The sequence below is a fragment of the Caulobacter sp. Root655 genome, from assembly GCF_001427665.1.
GTDB lineage: Bacteria > Pseudomonadota > Alphaproteobacteria > Caulobacterales > Caulobacteraceae > Caulobacter.
In genome coordinates, this window is record NZ_LMHC01000025.1 from 1 (window position 1) to 17,383 (window position 17,383).

Annotated in this window: 21 protein-coding genes, 1 other RNA gene and 1 pseudogene; 8 read left to right on the plus strand and 15 right to left on the minus strand. The window is 68.6% G+C overall.

Annotation, left to right across the window (positions count from 1 at the left end; translation table 11 throughout):
- Positions 1 to 84: 84 nt before the first annotated feature.
- A complete protein-coding gene (locus tag ASD79_RS19710) occupies positions 85 to 855 on the minus strand; it encodes a CAP domain-containing protein (RefSeq protein WP_056724798.1) in 771 nt (256 codons plus the stop codon).
- A gap of 50 nt (positions 856 to 905) precedes the next feature.
- On the opposite strand from ASD79_RS19710, the gene ASD79_RS19715 reads away from it, so the two are divergent.
- A complete protein-coding gene (locus ASD79_RS19715) occupies positions 906 to 1,469 on the plus strand; it encodes a nucleoside 2-deoxyribosyltransferase (protein WP_056724800.1) in 564 nt (187 codons plus the stop codon).
- 142 nt (positions 1,470 to 1,611) lie between these two features.
- Here ASD79_RS19715 and ASD79_RS19720 read toward each other — a convergent pair whose 3' ends face one another.
- Positions 1,612 to 2,355 (minus strand): tRNA1(Val) (adenine(37)-N6)-methyltransferase, encoded by a 744-nt coding sequence (locus ASD79_RS19720; protein ID WP_056725161.1) that lies wholly within the window; start codon positions 2,353 to 2,355, stop codon positions 1,612 to 1,614.
- 145 nt (positions 2,356 to 2,500) lie between these two features.
- Between ASD79_RS19720 and ASD79_RS19725 the strand changes: the two genes are divergently transcribed.
- Positions 2,501 to 3,511, plus strand: coding sequence for a polyprenyl synthetase family protein (locus ASD79_RS19725; protein ID WP_162252388.1), 1,011 nt, complete (start codon positions 2,501 to 2,503; stop codon positions 3,509 to 3,511).
- A gap of 14 nt (positions 3,512 to 3,525) precedes the next feature.
- Positions 3,526 to 4,113, plus strand: coding sequence for a hypothetical protein (locus ASD79_RS19730; protein WP_056725164.1), 588 nt, complete (start codon positions 3,526 to 3,528; stop codon positions 4,111 to 4,113).
- A 118-nt stretch (positions 4,114 to 4,231) separates the two neighbouring features.
- On the opposite strand, the gene ASD79_RS19735 is transcribed toward ASD79_RS19730, so the two are convergent.
- Positions 4,232 to 5,086, minus strand: a complete 855-nt coding sequence (locus ASD79_RS19735; protein ID WP_056724804.1) for an FkbM family methyltransferase — start codon at positions 5,084 to 5,086, stop codon at positions 4,232 to 4,234.
- Positions 5,087 to 5,250: 164 nt separating this feature from the next.
- Here ASD79_RS19735 and ASD79_RS19740 point away from each other — a divergent pair, with 164 nt between their 5' ends.
- Positions 5,251 to 5,652, plus strand: coding sequence for a YccF domain-containing protein (locus ASD79_RS19740; RefSeq protein ID WP_056724806.1), 402 nt, complete (start codon positions 5,251 to 5,253; stop codon positions 5,650 to 5,652).
- A gap of 3 nt (positions 5,653 to 5,655) precedes the next feature.
- Here the strand turns inward: ASD79_RS19740 and ASD79_RS19745 are convergent, their stop codons facing one another.
- The 4 genes from ASD79_RS19745 to fumC all read right to left on the minus strand — a co-directional run bounded on the left by ASD79_RS19745 (position 5,656) and on the right by fumC (position 9,035).
- Positions 5,656 to 5,964, minus strand: a complete 309-nt coding sequence (locus ASD79_RS19745) for a CcdB family protein (RefSeq protein ID WP_056724807.1) — start codon at positions 5,962 to 5,964, stop codon at positions 5,656 to 5,658.
- The gene (locus ASD79_RS19750) at positions 5,965 to 6,207 is read right to left on the minus strand and encodes a type II toxin-antitoxin system CcdA family antitoxin (RefSeq protein WP_056724810.1); all 243 of its coding nucleotides are present in this window, start codon (positions 6,205 to 6,207) and stop codon (positions 5,965 to 5,967) included.
- Between the two features lie 39 nt (positions 6,208 to 6,246).
- The gene (locus ASD79_RS19755; RefSeq protein ID WP_056724812.1) at positions 6,247 to 6,987 is read right to left on the minus strand and encodes an AAA family ATPase; all 741 of its coding nucleotides are present in this window, start codon (positions 6,985 to 6,987) and stop codon (positions 6,247 to 6,249) included.
- A gap of 656 nt (positions 6,988 to 7,643) precedes the next feature.
- Positions 7,644 to 9,035, minus strand: a complete 1,392-nt coding sequence (gene fumC, locus ASD79_RS19760) for a class II fumarate hydratase (RefSeq protein WP_056724814.1) — start codon at positions 9,033 to 9,035, stop codon at positions 7,644 to 7,646.
- A 125-nt stretch (positions 9,036 to 9,160) separates the two neighbouring features.
- Between fumC and ASD79_RS19765 the strand changes: the two genes are divergently transcribed.
- The 4 genes from ASD79_RS19765 to ASD79_RS19780 all read left to right on the plus strand — a co-directional run bounded on the left by ASD79_RS19765 (position 9,161) and on the right by ASD79_RS19780 (position 11,829).
- Positions 9,161 to 9,715, plus strand: coding sequence for a DUF1697 domain-containing protein (locus ASD79_RS19765; protein ID WP_156400593.1), 555 nt, complete (start codon positions 9,161 to 9,163; stop codon positions 9,713 to 9,715).
- A gap of 134 nt (positions 9,716 to 9,849) precedes the next feature.
- A complete protein-coding gene (locus tag ASD79_RS19770) occupies positions 9,850 to 11,043 on the plus strand; it encodes an acyltransferase family protein (RefSeq protein ID WP_056724819.1) in 1,194 nt (397 codons plus the stop codon).
- 58 nt (positions 11,044 to 11,101) lie between these two features.
- Entirely contained in the window at positions 11,102 to 11,425 is a 324-nt protein-coding gene (locus ASD79_RS19775) for a YbjQ family protein (protein ID WP_056724821.1), read from the plus strand.
- Positions 11,426 to 11,427: 2 nt separating this feature from the next.
- Entirely contained in the window at positions 11,428 to 11,829 is a 402-nt protein-coding gene (locus ASD79_RS19780; protein WP_235524539.1) for a RusA family crossover junction endodeoxyribonuclease, read from the plus strand.
- On the opposite strand, the gene ASD79_RS19785 is transcribed toward ASD79_RS19780, so the two are convergent.
- The 8 genes and pseudogenes from ASD79_RS19785 to ASD79_RS19810 form a co-directional block, all read right to left on the minus strand.
- The gene (locus tag ASD79_RS19785; RefSeq protein WP_056724825.1) at positions 11,791 to 12,180 is read right to left on the minus strand and encodes a hypothetical protein; all 390 of its coding nucleotides are present in this window, start codon (positions 12,178 to 12,180) and stop codon (positions 11,791 to 11,793) included. The two genes, ASD79_RS19780 and ASD79_RS19785, sit on opposite strands and share 39 nt — an antisense overlap.
- Positions 12,181 to 12,223: 43 nt before the next feature.
- A pseudogene (locus ASD79_RS24095) lies at positions 12,224 to 12,355 on the minus strand (hypothetical protein); the annotation flags it as partial.
- Positions 12,356 to 14,539 carry a serine hydrolase gene (locus tag ASD79_RS19790; protein WP_056725166.1) on the minus strand — a complete coding sequence of 728 codons (2,184 nt, stop codon included), beginning with the start codon at positions 14,537 to 14,539 and terminating at the stop codon, positions 12,356 to 12,358.
- 129 nt (positions 14,540 to 14,668) lie between these two features.
- Positions 14,669 to 15,463 (minus strand): C13 family peptidase, encoded by a 795-nt coding sequence (locus ASD79_RS19795; protein WP_056724827.1) that lies wholly within the window; start codon positions 15,461 to 15,463, stop codon positions 14,669 to 14,671.
- A 5-nt stretch (positions 15,464 to 15,468) separates the two neighbouring features.
- Entirely contained in the window at positions 15,469 to 15,939 is a 471-nt protein-coding gene (locus ASD79_RS19800; protein ID WP_056724829.1) for a PaaI family thioesterase, read from the minus strand.
- 3 nt (positions 15,940 to 15,942) lie between these two features.
- The gene (locus ASD79_RS19805; protein WP_007674636.1) at positions 15,943 to 16,428 is read right to left on the minus strand and encodes an SspB family protein; all 486 of its coding nucleotides are present in this window, start codon (positions 16,426 to 16,428) and stop codon (positions 15,943 to 15,945) included.
- A 169-nt stretch (positions 16,429 to 16,597) separates the two neighbouring features.
- Positions 16,598 to 16,963: a transfer-messenger RNA gene (gene ssrA / locus ASD79_RS23525) on the minus strand.
- Positions 16,929 to 17,237 carry an Atu4866 domain-containing protein gene (locus tag ASD79_RS19810; protein WP_056724832.1) on the minus strand — a complete coding sequence of 103 codons (309 nt, stop codon included), beginning with the start codon at positions 17,235 to 17,237 and terminating at the stop codon, positions 16,929 to 16,931. The genes ssrA and ASD79_RS19810 overlap by 35 nt, the downstream gene beginning before the upstream one ends.
- Between the last annotated feature and the right edge of the window lie 146 nt (positions 17,238 to 17,383).

Genomic DNA, 17,383 nt, shown 5'->3' on the forward strand with positions numbered 1-17,383 from the left:
TGGTTCTACCAGGAACCCATCGGGCTCCTCGACCACAGAGGCCAAAAACTGTCACCCATCCAACCGGGCTAAATCGTCACCTCTCTATCCGCTGGACAGCTCCCCCGTCGACAGGTGGGGCCGCATCTGCCACGCGCCGGGCGGCAAGGTCTGGGGTCTGGGCCCTTCGAGATAGGTCTCGACCAGCGCCTCCGCGCCGGGTTCCGACACCGAGAACTGGTCGATGCGCGGGGTGGCGCGGGCCAGGACGGCGGCGATGGCGTCCACGGAGCCCACCCGCAGCGGCGCGGGGCCGTCCAGCCGGGCCGAGACCTCGGCGTAGACCCCGACGGCGATCACCTCGCGGCCCTGGCGCAGCACGCCGTAGCCGACGTGGGTGAAGCCGGCGGCCAGCAGGTTGGCGCGGTGGCCGGGGCTGGTCTTCCACTGGCCCATGATCTGGTCGGGACGCACCGGGCCGTTGGCGTTGAGGCGTTCGGCGATGTTCTCGCCCGGGGCGCCGATCAGGTCGCGGGCCAGCAGGCCGACACGGGCGGCGGGGCCGAAGCCTTCGCGGGTCATGTGGTCGAAGAGGCCGGTGCGGGCGATGTCGGCGGCGTGGGCGCGGGCGGCCAGGGTCAGGCCGGGATCGACCGCCAGTTCGCGCAAGCCGCGACCCCGGCGGAAGATGTCGCCCAGGTCCGTCAGGTCTTCCTCGAACGCCGGATCGAAGTCGCCCCGGCTCTGGGCCATCTGGGCCCGCAGGCGGCGGTCATAGGCCAGCCAGGGGGCGCTCGTGGCGGCGCGAGCGAGGCCGGGAAGCAGCAGGCCGGCGACGGCGGTGGTGATCAGGGCGCGGCGGTCGAAGATGGTCATGATCCTCAAGGCGGTTGACAGCGTCCCGTTTCGGCAAGCTCTAAGGTCTCATGAGACCTGTCCGTTCCATCTGGCTGGCCGGCCCCGAGCCCTGGCTGCCCCAAGCCGAGGCGCAAGGGGCCCGTCAGCGCGCCCTGTGCGCCGACCTGGGCTTCATCGGCCTGACCGCTCCGACCATCGTCGGGACCGATCCCGACAACGCTGAGATCCAAGCCCGCGAACTCTATGCCGAGCGTATGGCGAAGTTGCGTCAGGCCGACGCCGGGGTGGTCAACCTGACCCCGTGGCGCGGCCCGTCCTGCGCCGCCAGCGCCGCCTTCGAGGCCGGGGTGCTGGCCGGGCTGGGGCGGCCGATCCTGGCCTATCTCAACGTCGCCGACGAGAGCCAGGCCGAATATGTCGACCGGGTCGAGGCCCATGTCGGCGCCCAGCGCGACGAGGCCGGCGTCTGGCGCGACGGCGACGGCTGCGTGGTCGAGGACTTCGGCCTGCCCGAGACGGTGATGCTGTGGGCCGAGGCGCGGCGACTGTTCGTGATCGTCACCGAAGACCCGCTGCACGACCTGACCGGGCTGGAGCTGTGTCTGGACGCGCTGGCGCTGTACGCGGAGTAGCTCCTCCCCCTGTGGGGGAGGTGTCGGCGCAGCCGACGGAGGGGGGATTGATCGGCAGACGGCGGAGTCCTGGATCGACGGCCCTAAATCTCCCCCCACCGATCGCCGCGCGATCGCCTCCCCCACAGGGGGAGGGCTTCGCTCACCACCCCAGATCCGCCTCCCCCCGCAGAATCGCCTCCGCCTCGGCCGAATGCGCCCCGCTCCCCCGTTCGTGCAGCACCAGCGGCGGCAGCAGGATCAGCGGCGCCTTGCCGGTCTTGATCGCCCGGACGATCACCCGCTTGGCCGGGGCGTCGGCGAACGGCGCGATCGGGCGGATCCGAAACGACCCGGCCTTGGGGGCCAGCAGGGCCAGGAGGTCGGCCAGGCGGTCGGCGCGGTGGATCAGGGTGACGCTGCCGCCTTCGCGCACCGCCTTCAGGCAGAAGGCCGTCCAGGCCGCCAGGCCGCCGTCGGCCATCCAGGCGCCGGACTTCTCCGGCGCGGGGGCGCGCAGGGCGGCGGGATCGTCGAAGAACGGCGGATTGCTGATCGCGGCGTCGAACACCGGCAGGTCCAGGGCCCGAAAGCCGCGCTCGACGTCGCCGTCGACGATCTCGACCCGGTCGTCCAGTCCGTTCAGGCCGACATTGCCGCGGGCCAGGTCGGCGGCGGTCGCATCGCGCTCCAATCCGACGAATCGCACCCCCTCGCGCCGACGCGCGGCGGCCAGCAGCGCCCCGCCGACCCCACAGCCGGCCTCGATCACCCGCTCACCGGGCGCGGCGTCGCAGGCCGCCGCCAGCAGGGCCGCGTCCATGCCGGCCCGGTAGCCGGTCACGGCCTGGCGCAGTCGTACACGGCCGTTCAGGACGGCGTCTTCGGTGAGCCCGGTGGTCGGTATCGCGTACGGCAACGTTTCAAGCCTTGTGCTCGCCTTGACCCTGACCTATCCCGCCACCATTGTCGCTCGCAACGGCTGATCAAGCCCACGGGACGCGCGGCGCAGGCCGAACCACCGGCGGGCGTCAGTCAGGGAGAGTATCGTTTTGGACGCAGCTGCAGCGACCCTCGCCCGGGAGCCGGGATCGGTGGATCGTCTCGCGCGGCTGGCCGCCGCCGACATGGCCGGGGTCGACGCTCTGATCACCGCGCGCATGCAGAGCGAGGTTCCGGTCATCCCGGCCTTGGCCGAGCACCTGATCGCCGCTGGCGGCAAGCGCCTGCGTCCGCTGCTCACCGTGGCCGCCGCGCGCCTTGCGGGTTCCGACAACGACACCTGCCTGAAGCTGGCCGCCGCCGTCGAATTCATCCACACCGCCACCCTGCTGCACGACGACGTGGTCGACGGCAGCCAGCTGCGGCGCGGCAAGGTCGCGGCCCACCTGATCTGGGGCGCGGCGCAGAGCGTGCTGGTCGGCGACTTCCTGTTCGCCCGGGCCTTCGAGCTGATGGTCGAGACGAACTCGATGAAGGCGCTGGAGATCCTGGCCAAGGCCAGCCGCGTCATCGCCGAGGGCGAGGTGCTGCAGCTCACCCGCAGCCACGACCTGAACCTGAGCCAGGCGCTCTATCTGGAAATCATCGGCGCCAAGACCGCCGAGCTGTTCGCGGCCGCCTCCGAGGCCGGCGGCGTGTCGGCCGGGGTGTCGGCCGTGCAGTCGGACGCCCTGCGGGCCTACGGCATGAACCTGGGTCTGGCCTTCCAGCTGGCCGACGACGCCCTGGACTACGGCGGCACGACCGAGGCCCTGGGCAAGAACGCCGGCGACGATTTCCGCGAAGGCAAGGCCACCCTGCCGCTGCTGCTGGCCATCGCCCGCTCGGGCCCGCGCGAGGCCGAGTTCTGGGAACGGGCCATCGGCCGTCGCGAACAGACCGAGGCCGACTTCCGCCGGGCCCGCGAGCTGATCGTCGGCACCGGAGCCCTGGAAGGCACCCTCGATCTGGCCTCGGAATATGCCGACAAGGCCAAGGCGGCGCTGGCCAGCTTCCCGGCCAACGAGTGGCGTTCCAGCCTGGAAAGCCTGGCCGACTTCGCGGTCAGCCGGCGGGCTTGATGGCGCGGCGGGGCGTGGCCAAGGGCCGAAGTCCGCTCCCGGCGGCCCCGGACGGCCCCGCGCCGCGCCTGGCGACCACCCTGGAGACCTCGCCCGCCAATCCCAGCGGCGACCCTCACGGACACGCTCATGAGGCCGGCGAGGTCGCCGGCAAGGTGATCGGCGGAGGCCTGGGCGTGGTGATCGGCCTGGGCGTTCTGCTGCTGATGTTCGGCCCGGTGCTGTGGGCGCCGCTGTGGGCCGGGTTCTCGGCCGCCGCGCGGACCAAGGTTCTGGTCCACAACGGCTGGCTGACCGCCGGCGCGGCGATCGCCGCCGCCCTGGCCGTCGCCTTCGTCCAGTTCCTGCTGCTGGTCCAGAAGAGCCCGCTGTTGCGCTATCCGGCCGTGCTGCTGTTCTCGCTGGCCTGGGTGGGCGGGCTGTGGCTGGAATTGACCGCTCCGCCGCACAATTGGCTGTCACCCCCGCCGCTGCACGCGCCGGGGACCTGGGCGATGGTCGCCATCGGCGCCGGCACGGTGATCTATGCCGGCCTCTACCTGCTGATCCTCACGCGCTTCGGCAAGGGCCGCTGGGCGCGGAAGTGGCAGCTGATCAAGTAGCGCTGTGCGTCCTTCGAGGCCCGCTTCGCGGGCGCCTCAGGATGAGGAATTCAGAACCCATCCACGGCCCTCATCCTGAGGTGCGAGGCGCAGCCGAGCCTCGAAGGACGCAGGGCGCCTAACCCTTCGCCTTCAAACACAGGTCCAGGTGCGTGCCGTTGTCGTCCTCGACATGCCGTTTCCAGGCCGCGTCGACATTGGCGATCACCTCGGCCGGCGTCGCGCCCTTCACGGCCTCGCGCTTCTTCTTGCGGTGCAGGATCTCGATGCCGTAGCCCATGTCGAGGAAGAAGCTCAGCAGGGCCGAGCCCTCTGCGCGCGAGGTCTCGGCCTGGAAGCGCGGCGAATATTCCAGGAAGGTGATGGGCTTCTGCTCGGCCATGAAGGCCTTGGCGCCCATGAACGCCCGGTACTCCATGCCCTCGATGTCGATCTTCATGACGTCGACCTTGCCGAACTCGCCGCGCAGCAGGTCCAGCGGCACGACGGGCGCGATGTCGAAATCGCTCAGGTCGCTGGGCGTGCCGTCGCCCGACGGCTCCAACTGGTGGTTGTTGTGCATGGTCTGGCGGCGCAGGAAGGCGGTGCCCAGGGTGTCGGACACCCCGACCAGGATCAGGCGGATGTTGTCGACCGCGTTGGCCTTGGTGCTCTCCAGGATCACGCGGCCGTTGCCGGGGCTCATCTCGACGGCGATCACCTGGCCAGTTGGACCAACTTGCTTGCCGGCCGGCAGGGCGAAGGCGCCCCAGCTGGCCCCGACGTCGAGCACGGTCATGCCCGGCTTCAGGGTTTGCAGGAAATAGTCCAGCACCCAGGGCTCGTAGTCCTTGCCGTCCAACAGCTGCTTGGTGATCACCCAGTGGTCGGGCATGCGGAAGGTGCAGCCGCGGAACTTCACCGAGGTGGGGACGGGCGCGACCCCGACCGGCAGCGAGATGGCTTGATGCTTCTTCTTGCGGAACAGGCCCATGGAGTCCTCGTCGCGGGGCGGCGCGGGGATTCGCGGCGCGGCGGTCTTGTTTCTGGATCGTCATGTAGCGATACCGGGCCGCGACGTCACCCGCCCAAGGGCTCAGCCTCGACACGGACCGCGATTCGTCGCACGGCTAGGCTTGGACCGAAGTGGAGACCGCGATGATCCGGCTGTTGCTCAACATCCTGTGGTTCGTGATGGGCGGCTGGATCAGCGGCCTGCTGTGGCTGCTGGGCGGCCTGTTGCTGGCTGTCACCGTCGTCGGCCTGCCCTATACCGGCGCGGCCTGGCGGATCGCCGGCTTCGCCTTCTGGCCGTTCGGCAAGGAGATCGTCCCGCGCGAGATCGTGACCGGCAAGGGCGACCTGGGCACCGGCGGCCTGGGCTGCGTGCTCAACGTCATCTGGTTCGTGCTGGGCGGCTGGTACATCGCCCTGTCGCACCTAGTGATCGCCGTGGCCGAGGCCGTGACGATCATCGGTATCCCCTTCGCCATCAAGGACCTGCAACTGGCCGTGGTGGCCCTGGCCCCGATCGGCCGGGTTGTGGTGGATAAGCGCTAGGCTTCAGAAGCCGGTGAAGAGACGGTCGACGGCGCGACGGATGTCGTCTTCGTGGGCGGCGAGCGATGTAATTCCGCGACGAAGGTCAGCGCTCCGGATCGCAGCCATGCCTGCAACGCTAATCAGGAGCGATCGATCATCCCATGCGATCGGGATCTCGAAATCCGTGAGCTTGACCGCCCGTCGCGCAAGCACCGGCGCAACCACGACTTCAGTGAGATCGGCGAGAAGGTGGGATGACCGCACCATCACGAACGGCACGCCCTCCCGCATGGAAGCAACCGGGTTCTCGTAGAGATCGAACTGCCGCACTCACCATTTCCGAAAATGATCTGAGATCAGGCCGTACTTCTCGACGTGGGCGTTGTGCTCCTTGATCGCTTCGGCGTTCTCCTCCGCCCACCGCCGGGCGCGCTCTTCGGCGCCGGCTGGATCGACCTTCTGCAGATGCAGCCGCAACTGCGTCTCGCTCATGCCGGCTGCGGAGATCCCCAGCCGCTTGGCCGGGGCCAGCAGTTCCGGATCGATGCCGATGTCGAGTTCGACCTTGCCCATGCCACCAACCTAACACGGCTCCCGGCGGCCTTGTAGCCGTCAGCCCTCGTCGTCGGGCGACAGCAGGATGTCCAGGAAGGTCTGGCGGCGGTTGAGGAAATTGCGGGTCACCTGGAAGTGCTCGGTGTCCTCGTAGTCCACCCGTTCCAGGCCGCGCTCGGAGGCCTGGTAGATCCAGGCGTCGGGATAGCCCAGCAGGATCGGCGAGTGGGTGGCGATGATGAACTGCGAGCGGGCCAGGACTAGCTCGTGCAGACGCGCCAAGAACGACAGCTGGCGCTGGGGCGACAGGGCGGCTTCCGGCTCGTCGAGGATGTAGAGGCCGTCGCCCCGGAAGCGGTTGTCGAACAGGGCGAAGAAGGCCTCGCCGTGCGACTGCTCGTGCAGGGGCGTGCCGCCGTAGCCGCTGACCCCGACGTCCTCGACATAGCTGGCGACGTTGAAGAAGCTCTCGGCCCGCAGGAAGAAGCCGTCGTGCGGCCGCAGCGCCCCACGCACCTTGCGCAGATGCTGGTGCAACGGCGAATGCGAGGCCCGGGTCGACAGCTGGAAGTTCTGCGACCCGCCCTCGGCGTTGAAGCCCCAGGCCACGGCCAGGGCCTCGATCAGGGTCGACTTGCCCGAGCCGTTCTCGCCGACGATGAAGGTGACGCGCGGGTGGAAGGCCAGGGTTTCGAGATCGCGCACCACCGGCAGGTTGAAGGGGTAGACGTCGCTGTCCCAGCCCTCGCGCCGCTCGACCCGGGCTTCGATCCAGTAGGGACGGTCGAGGGCGGTCATTGTTCCTCGCTCATTTGCCGTCCCGATGGACGACCATCGTTGGTGCGCGCGCGGTGTTCAAGCGCCGACATCCCGCCGCATCTGGAAGCGGCGATGACAGAACGCGTCGGTCCAGGGATAGCCAGCTGTTGGCGGATATTGACTTTGGAGATTTTAGAGATAAAAACTTCTAAATCAGAAGTTCATCTCGGAGCCGGAAAATGCGCCAGATAGCAGTCAGCATCGACGTTTACTCGCTTATCTGGTCGCTTCGCGAAGCGCCGGAGAGCACCGAAACGGAGATACTAGAGAGAGTTCTCAGCGGTCTTCGGGCCCCTTCGTCTGCACGGATGCTCAATGTGGGAGGGGAACAACCCGTGGCTCTGGGGAGTGGGCGTCTACGCCATGCGAAATGGTGGGAGGTGGTCAGGCAAGCGCTGGAAGAACTCGGCGGAGAGGCATCACTTGAAAATATCTACAAGCAAGTGACTAGGCTTTCAAAAGGATCCGATAGATCGATCCCGAAACACCTTGAGTCCGTCGTGCGGGGAACCCTCGAAGACAATTGCGCGGACTCAGAGCGCTGGAAGAGAGTGCGAGATGTGTTTTGCATGCCAAAAGGAAAAGGTGCCGGCGTATGGGCAAATAGATAGCCCACACGCCGCGCAAGATCACCTTTAGCCTGGCGAGATCATGTTCTCGGGGCGGACGTACTGGTCGAACTCTTCGTTGGTCAGGTAGCCGCCGCCGACCGTCTCCTCGCGCAGGGTGGTGCCGTTCTTGTGGGCGGTCTTGGCGATCTTGGCGCAGATGTCGTAGCCGAGACGGCCGTTGAGCGCGGTCACCAGCATCAGGCTGTTCTCGACGCCCTTCTGGATGTTGTCGACGCGCGGCTCGATGCCGACGACGCAGTTGTCGGTGAAGCTGACGGCGGCGTCGGCCAGCAAGCGCACCGACTGCAGGAAGTTGTAGGCCATCACCGGGTTGAAGACGTTCAGCTCGAAATGGCCCTGGCTGCCGGCGAAGGTGACGGCGGCGTGGTTGCCGAACACCTGGACGCAGACCTGGGTGAGGGCTTCGGACTGGGTCGGGTTGACCTTGCCCGGCATGATCGACGAGCCGGGTTCGTTCTCCGGCAGGCTCAGCTCGCCCAGGCCGGCGCGGGGGCCGCTGCCCAGGAAGCGGATGTCGTTGGCGATCTTGAACAGGCTGGCGGCGACGGTGTTGATCGCGCCGTGGCTGAAGACCATGGCGTCGTGGGCGGCCAGGGCTTCGAACTTGTTGGGGGCGGTGGTGAAGGGCAGGCCGGTGATGGCGGCGATCTGCTCGGCCACCTTCTCGGCGAAGCCGACGGGGGCGTTGAGGCCGGTGCCGACAGCGGTGCCGCCCTGGGCCAGTTCCATCAGCTTGGGCAGGGTCAGCTCGATGCGCTCGATGCCGTTGGCGACTTGCTGGGCATAGCCGCCGAACTCCTGGCCCAGGGTCAGGGGCGTGGCGTCCTGGGTGTGGGTGCGGCCGATCTTGATGATCTTGGCCCAGGCCTCGGACTTGGTCTTCAGGGCCGTGTGCAGGTGCTTGAGGGCGGGTAACAGGTCGCTGACGATCTGTTCGGCGCAGGCGATGTGCATGGCCGTCGGGAACGTGTCGTTCGACGACTGGCTCATATTGACGTGGTCGTTGGGGTGGACGGGCTTCTTGCTGCCCATCTCGCCGCCCAGCATCTCGATGGCGCGGTTCGAGATCACCTCGTTGGCGTTCATGTTCGACTGGGTGCCGGAGCCCGTCTGCCAGACCACCAGCGGGAAGTGGGCGTTCAGCTTGCCTTCGATGACTTCGTTGGCGGCCGCGACGATGGTTTCGGCGATCTTCGGGTCCAGCTTGCCCAGGGCCAGGTTGGCCTCGGCGGCGGCGCGCTTGACCACGCCCAGGGCGCGAACGATCGGCAGGGGCTGCTTCTCCCAGCCGATCTTGAAGTTGCCGAGCGAGCGCTGGGCCTGGGCGCCCCAGTACTTGTCGGCCTCGACGGCGATCGGGCCAAAGGTGTCGGTCTCGTTGCGCGTGGCGGTCATGCGGCGGGTCTCCGAAAATCTGTCGAGCGGGGTCTAGACCCATGGCGCGCGCAGGGCAACGCTCCCGGCTTGCGAAGCCGCACCGGCGACGCTACGACGGGAACGTTCGAAGAACGGAGTCCGCCATGAGCCCTCACATCGCCCTGTTGCGGGCCGTCAATGTCGGCGGCCGCAAGGTGCTGAAGGACGATCTGCTGGGCCTGGCCCAGGACCTGGGTTTCGACGACGCCAAGACCCTGCTGGCCAGCGGCAACCTGGTGCTGTGGGGCAAGGGCGGCCCCCTTAAAAGTAATGTGGACGCCGACATCGAGGCGCGGCTGGAGGACGGACTGGAGAAGCGCATGGGCCTGCGCACCGACTTCATGGTCCGCTCGCCGGCCGAGCTGAAGACGATCATCGCCGACAACCCGTGGCCGGACCTGGCGACGGAGCGACCCGGCCACCTGGTGGTCAACTTCCTCAAGCATCCCGTCCCGGCGGCCGATGTCGAGGTGCTGCGCGCGGCGATCACCGGCCGCGAGCGGGTGGAGGCGCACGGCAGGGAGCTCTATGTCGACTTCATCGACGGCATCGGCGAGTCGATGCTCGACCGCGACTGGAAGAAGACCAAGAGGGCGCCGGTCGGCACGGCGCGCAACTGGAACACCGTGCTCAAGCTGGCGGCGATGGTGGGGCTCTGACCGAGAGGCCGACCTCTGGCGACATCTTACGCTCCAAGGACAGTTGAGCAGTTTGGGCCGAAAAGCGCCGTGAAATTCAATTTGACAGCGCTGTCTTTCGTGGCAATGTCCCGCCAACAAAAAGGGGGGAGACCATGGGTTCGGCAAAGGCTGACGGTGGACGGATCGTTGCGCTCGATGTTCTGCGAGGACTGGCCGTCGCGGGCATGATCCTGGTGACCAGCCCGGGGTCTTGGGACCGGGCCTACGCGCCCCTGAAGCACGCGGCCTGGGACGGGTGGACGCCCGCCGACCTGGTGTTTCCCACCTTCCTGTTCTGCGTCGGCATGGCGATCGGCCTGTCGGTCCCACGCCTGCGGGCCGGGGAGAGGACCTCCGCCGCGCTATGGATCAAGGTCGCCCGGCGGACGGCTCTGCTGATCGCGCTGGGCCTGGTGCTCAACGCCCTGCCGAGCTTCGACCTGGCTCATCTGCGCATTCCCGGCATCCTGCAGCGGATCGGCCTCTGCTACGCCCTGGCCAGCGCCATCTGCATCCTGCCCGCCAAGGCCGTACCGGAGGGCGGACCGCGCCTGAATGTCGGCGGCGTCGTCCTGGCCATCGTGGTGCTGCTGGTCGGCTACTGGGCGTTGCTGACCTTAACGCCCGTGCCCGGGTTCGGCGTCGATCGGTGGGACTCGCAAGGCGCGCTGCCGGCTTTCGTCGATCGGGCCGTCTTCACGATTCCGCACCTGTGGCCCTACGGCACGACGCAGGGCGTGGGGGTGACCTACGATCCCGAAGGCCTGCTCTCGACGCTTCCGGCCACGGTCAACGTGCTGCTGGGCGCTCTCGCGGCGACGGTCCTCGCCCGGGCCGGCGATGGGCGCGAGGGAAAGGGCCGAACTCTGGCCGCGCTGCTCGCCCTAGGCGCGGCCTTGATCGTCGTCGGCCTGGCGCTGGATCCAATCGTGCCGGTCAATAAGCGGATCTGGACGCCCAGCTTCGCCCTGTTCAGCAGCGGCGCGTCGCTGGTCGCGCTGATGGTGCTGCACGCCGTTCTGGCGGCGCGGCCGGCGCGGATCGCCGCCTGGCCGCTGAAGGTGTTGGGCGGCAACGCCATCCTGGCCTTCGTGGTGTCCCAGGTTCTGGGGGCCTGCGCGGGCCTGGCCGTGCAACATCGGATCGGGGTTCCGGACCTGACGCCGCAGGGCTTCGGCTTCGAGACCGCCCAGCGCCTGACGGCCGATCCCTATCTGGCCTCGTTTCTCTGCGCCCTGGCGATCCTGACCCTGATCACCGCCGTGATCGCGCCGCTGGATCGACGTGGGATCCATCTGCGGCTCTAGCCATGGCCCGGTGGCGAGCGCTCGGCTATAGGAGCGCAACGCCTTCTGGAGAAGCCCCATGCTCGTCGCCACCACCAATGACCTGTCCGGCTATCGCATCGTCGCCCATCTGGGCCTGGTGCGCGGCGTCACCGTTCGCTCGCGCAGCGTGATCGGCAACATCGGCGGCTCGATCCAGTCGATCTTCGGCGGCAAGCTGTCGATCTACGTCAACCTGGCCGAGGCGGCTCGCAAGGAGGCCTACGACCTGCTGGTGGCCCATGCCGCCGAGCTGGGGGCCAACGCGGTTATCGCCATGCGCTACGACGCTAACGAGATCATGGAAGGCATCACCGAGGTGCTGGCCTATGGCACCGCCGTGCGGGTCGAGCCGGTCGCCTAGGCGTGCCCAACCCGAGCTTGAATGACGGCTGGATCCATCACGGCAAGGTCCGGGCCCGGGAAGAGAACGGCGAGCTGACCCTGGTGGTTGACGGCCTGACCACCCAGGCCAAGTACTACAAGCCGCTGATCTACGAATTCTTCCGCAAGGTCTGGCGCGGTTCGCGGCCGGCCTGGGGCGAGTTCTCGGTCGAGATCGGCATGGAGTTCGTCGGCGAGCCGCCGTGGATGGACCTCGACAACCTGGCCAAGGCCCTGCTGGACGCCATCAAGGGCTACGCCTTCCACGACGACGCCCAGGTGGCCCGGCTGCTGGTCGAGCGCCGCCCGGCCGAGCGCGAGCGGATCATCATCGTGGTGCGGAAGCTAGAGACGCGCTTTCTGCGGTCCACGCTCGAAGGCTGACGCGCCGACCGAGATCAGGATCACCGCCACGAAGGCGCCGTATCGGCCCGCGCTGATCGGACCGGCGGGCGTCAGGGCGTCGAAATGGGCCAGCACCAGGTTGGCGCCGGCCAGGCCCGGCAGGGTGAAGGCCAGGGCCGGAAACAATCGTCGCCCGCGCGGAATGCGCCGCAGCCGCGCCGTGGCCTGGAAGGCGAAGGCCACCGCGCCGGCCGCGGCGAAGGCGTTCAGCGCATAGAACCAGAAGGCCCGCTCCAGCAGGCCGTCGCCGAACGCCGCGTAGAACAGAGTCGTGGCCAGCCAGACGGCAAGCCCGGCGGCGGAAAAGACGATGACGTCCTGCTTTGACACGATCGGCTCCCCCCGGAGGTTTCCCTGGGCTCGTGGGTGCAGATTACGTGCCGGTGATGACAGGCCGTGCGTCCTTCGAGGCCCGCTGCGCGGGCGCCTCAGGATGAGGAGCTTTGTTGCTGAATTCCTCATCCTGAGGTGTGAGGCGTAGCCGAGCCTCGAAGGACGCAGAGCGCTAAGCGTTCCAGAACTCCAGGAAGCCCCAGGCCGCCAGGATCAGGGCGAAGCTCAGGAAGATCAGGGTGGTGCAGGTGAAGCCCAGCTTGCGCAGCGAGGTCCAGCTGTCGACCCGCCGGCCGCCGCGCCACACCACCGGAGCCATGGCCAGGGTGGCGATGGTCAGCAGGGTGGCGACGAAGGCGCAGGCCGAGGCGGTCAGCAGCCAGCCGCTGGGCCAGCCGAAGAACACCTTGGCGACGTCCGAGGCGCCGGCCGCGAAGATGCCGACGCCGGTCAGGGCGGTCAGCCACAGCACCGCCTGGATGGTCTGCAGCAGGCTGGCGCGGGCCTGGGTCGGGGTCTGGCGCGACTCGCGGCGGTCGCGGGTGAAGACCCCGATCAGGGTGGCGATCGCGGCCAGGGCGGTCAGGGCCGCGAAGGTCTTCAACAGGCCCGGCGCGTAGGGGAAGCCGACGCGCTCGAAAGCCGCCGCGCCCGTCGGCGAGAAGAACCGCGCGACATGGCCTTCTTCGCGCTGGAAGACCAGCAGGCCCGCGCCGCGGAGCGGCGCGAAGACGTCGGGCTCGTCGGTCGCCGTCCACTGGCTGGTCTTGCCGCCTTGGGTCAGGGTCAGGCGGCCGTCCGGGGCGGCGCGGACCGTGGCCCCGCCGATCAGCCGGTCGATGAAGCCTTCCAGCCCGCCATAGGCGCGGCGGGTTGTCAGGAACTGGCCCTCATAGGCCCGGGCCTGTTCGGCGGTCAGGCGGCTGGCGGGCGGAACCTCGGGGCGGGGGGCGTAGAAGCGTTCGACGATCGTGGCGGGCAGGCTGGCGGGCAGGTCGGCGCCGGTGTCGGTGTTGACGGCCACGAACACGCCCAGGCCCAGGTCGGGGACCATGACCATGCTGGAGTGGAACCACAGGGTCGCGCCGTCGTGGCCGAAGCCCCGGTGACCGCCGGGCAGGGGGATGTCCATGAAGCCGGCGTTCCAGCCCGGCGCGCCCTCGGCGGGACGGTACATCGGAGTGCGGAAGGCGGCGCTGGTCTTGGGCGAGAACACGGTCCGGCCGTCGATGACGCCGCCGTTCAGCAGCATGGTCATGTAGCGGGCCATGTCGCCGGCCGTGCTCGAGGCCGCGCCGGCGGGGGCGATGTGGCCGATGAATTCGGGGGCTTCGGTCTGGAAGCCCAGGGGCGTCCAGCGGAAGCCGTCCGAGCGGTCGGCGGCCAGGGACGCGGCCATCGGCGCGGGCAGGTCGTCGCGCCAGGGACGGTCTTCGCGGAAGGTGGTGTGGGTCAGGCCGGCGGGGAAGATCACCTGGTCGGTGACGACCTTCTCGAAGGGCTGGCCGGTGACATTGGCCAGGGCCGCGCCGGCCAGGGCCACGCCATAGTTGGAATAGGCCGGCAGCAGACCCGGTTCGCGCACCCGATTGGGACGCTCCTGGCGCAGATAGAGCTCCAGCGGGCGTTCGCGGCGCGGATCGCGCTCGAACAGCTGGCCCAGGGCCCGGTCCTCGAACCCGGGGGTGTGGGTCATCAGGTCGCGCAGGCGCACCGGGGTCTTCTTGCCCTGGTCCTTCAGTTGCAGCTTCTCGGGCAGGTAGATGTTGATCGGGGTGTCCAGGCGCATGCGCCCGGCCTCGACCTCGTTCATCAGGGCGATCCAGGTGAAGGTCTTGGAGATCGAGCCGACGCGAAACAGCGTGCGGTCGGGATCGACGCGGCGGCCGTCGCTCAGACTGGCGACGCCATAGCCCTTCTTCAGCACCACCTGGCCGTTCTGCACCACGGCGACGGTGACGCCGGCGATGTGGTCGCTGGTCATGCTGTTGCGCACCACGCCGTCGACGAAGGCCTCGAGGTCGGCGGCCGGCAGCGGGGCGACGCCGGCCGGCGGAGCGATGGCGGCGGCGGGCGTGGCGGTCGGCGGGACGGCTCTTTGCGTGGCCGGCGCCGTGGTCGCGGCCGGCGTCGCGATCCTGGCCGGCGCGGCGGCGACAGGGCGCGGACGTGGGCGCGGGCGCTGGGCGCGCGGGCGGATCTTCGTGTACGGAATGGGCGCGGTCGGGGTCACGATCGTCGAGGCGGCCGGCGGCAGCTTGGCGGGGGCGTCCTGGGCGTCAGCCACCGACGCGCCGAGCAGGCCGCCGATGAGCGCCGCCAGGGCGGCGGCCTTGAACGAAAGACGCAGCGTCACGAACAAGACCTCAATGGCTGTGTGGAAATAGGTGAACTGACCTTCTAGGGCGCCCCGGCGGCGGATCAAAGGGGCCGCGGCGCGACCCGGACTCCTTTCCCGTGGACGCCTGCCGCGCGGGCGGTCCGATCAGTGGACGCCCGGCGGGGCCGGTCGGGGCGGAAAGGCGTAGAGCGGCAGCAGCGGGCGCAGGCTCGGACCGATCCACAGCTGCGGCTCGGACGCGGGTTCGGCCCCGGTGTCGCGCTCTCGTCGGGCGACGCAGGCCTGCACCGCCCGGCCCAGGGCGGCGAAATCGCGGGCCGTGGGGGCCGAGGACAGGAAGCAGTCGTCGAAATAGGGATACTTGTCGTCCTCGCTGCAACCGAACGAGGTGCGGTCGGATCGCGCCGCCGTCAGGATCATCCGGTCGTCCTTCCGCAGGGGGCGGACGAAGACCCCCGAGAAGCAGGCCGACACCACCACGATCGACGGCCGCGCCGGGCAGGCGTCGTCGATCATCGCCGCCAGCAGGTGCGGCGGCAGGAGGCCGTCATCGACCTGCACCCCCTCGGGCGCGCCGTGGCTGCTGACATAGAACAGGCAGCCGGCGGGGTTCCTGACCGCCAGGTCGCGCAGGCCGGCGTGGATGCGGCGCAGGTCGGTCTTGCCGGGCTTGACGGCGGGATAGCGCCTGGGGCGAACCGAATACTGACGGATGGCGCCCGGCGAGAAGCCCAGGTCCGCCAGGGCCCGGCTGACGTCGCGACGGGCGTTGTCGAAGGCCTCGGTGGGACCGCCGGAATGGGCGTGCCAGTCGCCGGCCACGACGACAGCGGCCCAGTGGGCGAACGGCCCATCCGTGGCGTGGACGGCGGCGGCGCGGACCGGCTGAGCGAGAAGCAGCACCAGCAAACCAAGGATCAGGCCCGCGGTCTGCTTCATGGCGCCTATTTCTTGAATTTCACGAAGGGCGTCGGGATGGCCGTGGCGCTGGCCTTGGCCAGCAGCCGGCCCTCGGGGTCGTAGAGTTCGCCCTCGGTGAAGCAGACCGTCTTGCCCCACTTCACCACCCAGCCGACGCCCTTGAGCGGCCCGGGCAGGGCGGGGCGCAGGAAGCTGGTCTTCATCTCCAGGGTCGGCACCACGCAGGTCATGCCCGAGGTGATCATCCCGGCCACCGACATGCACTCGTCGAGCATGGCGCTGACGAAGCCGCCCTGCACCTGGCCCATCGGGTTGCCGACCGCCTCGACGCTGGGCTCGAAGGCGATCTCGACCCGGCGCTCGGCCTGGCTGACCGAGATCATCCGGAACCCCAGGGTGCGGGCGCTGCCGGGCGGGTTCTTCGACGCGTGGAAGCGCGCGAGGATCGCTTCGTCGGTCAGGGTCTGCGGCGTGTCCGAGGCGACGTCGCTCACGCGCTACTTCTTGCGGAACTGGTCGAGCGAAATGATCTTCGGCGCATCGTCGCCGCCGTCGCTCGGGGTGGTGACCTCGGGTTCCGGTTCCGGCTCGGGAGCCTGAGGCGCGATCTCTGGCGCTTCGAACTGCAGGGCGAACTGCACCGACGGGTCGTAGAACCGGGTCACGGCCGCATAGGGCACCGATAGCCGCTTGGGTTGGCCGCCGAACTTCAGGGTGACCGAGAAGAAGGTCTCGCCCGGCGCCAGGTCCCAGTACTGGTGCTGCAGGATGATGGTCATCTCGTCGGGATACTTGCCCAGCAGGTCCTGCGGGCCGGAAACGCCGGCCGCCTGGGTCTTGAAGGTGATGTAGAGATGGTGCGGCTCGGGCAGGCCGCCGGGCGCGGCGGCCTTGCGCAGGGCGGCCTTGACCACGCCGCGCAACGCGTCCTGGGCCATCGCCTCGTATTGCATCAGGTCTTCAGGCGGATTGGTCTGGGCCATGCGGTCCATCGAAAGCAGGAAACTGGAACGAAGCGCGCAGAGTAGCCTGTCGCGGGGGCGGGGAGAAGGTGGGGGAGGGGTGGAATTTGGAAGAAAGAAGAGGCCCGTGCTGGCCCCCTCCGTCGCGGCGCTTCGCGCCGCGCCACCTCCCCCGCTGCGCGAGGGAGGAAGTGGAGGGATTCTGTTGGCAGGCTCCCTCCGGGCCCCGCCTAGGGATCTGAACCCCTAGGACTTAAGAGGCGAATTCACTAGAACCGCATTACGCGGCGATAGCGAACTCTTCAGCGAAGTTATCGTTCGCATTTAGAAAAATGGCCCGAAACGGTGAGCCACGCCGAGAGAAAGCATACACCTTTACACGTCTGTCGATGCTGATCGGCCCCATGCAGTCCCGCGATAACTCGGGAGAGATTTGGTGGAGCCGCCGGGAATCGCACCCGGGTCCAGTCCGCTTATTACGTGCGCGTTTATCCCCATAGTTCGGGCGAACCCGGACAAACTCAATATAGGGGGTGGGACGCGTCGAGGGAAGGCCGACGTTGGCCCCGACTGGGAAAACGACCGGCTTCGCGCGGACGAGGCGGCGGCTCCAGGCTCAGCCGGCCCTCGGTCATGCGGCCGATCAGCAGGCCGCCGCCGTCCTCGAACAGGCGCACGCTGTCGCCCTCCATCTCGTAATGGCCGGTGAAGACCACCTCGCCGTCGTGGCGTTCTTCGAAGCGGCCATCCATCTGCAGTTCAAGGGCGACGCCGTCGGCGCTGGCCCACACGCCGGACACGCGGCGAGCGATCTTGGGGTAGTATTTCATGGGAACCTCGGGGGCGGGCGGCCTCGTCACGACCAGACAGGAGCTGTGACGAAGCAGACCTCGCCAATGTGACGCGTCCGAGCCCCTGGGTGATAGACCGATGCTCCGACTTGATTGCACGATCCTGCACATCAGGTCCGGAGGGC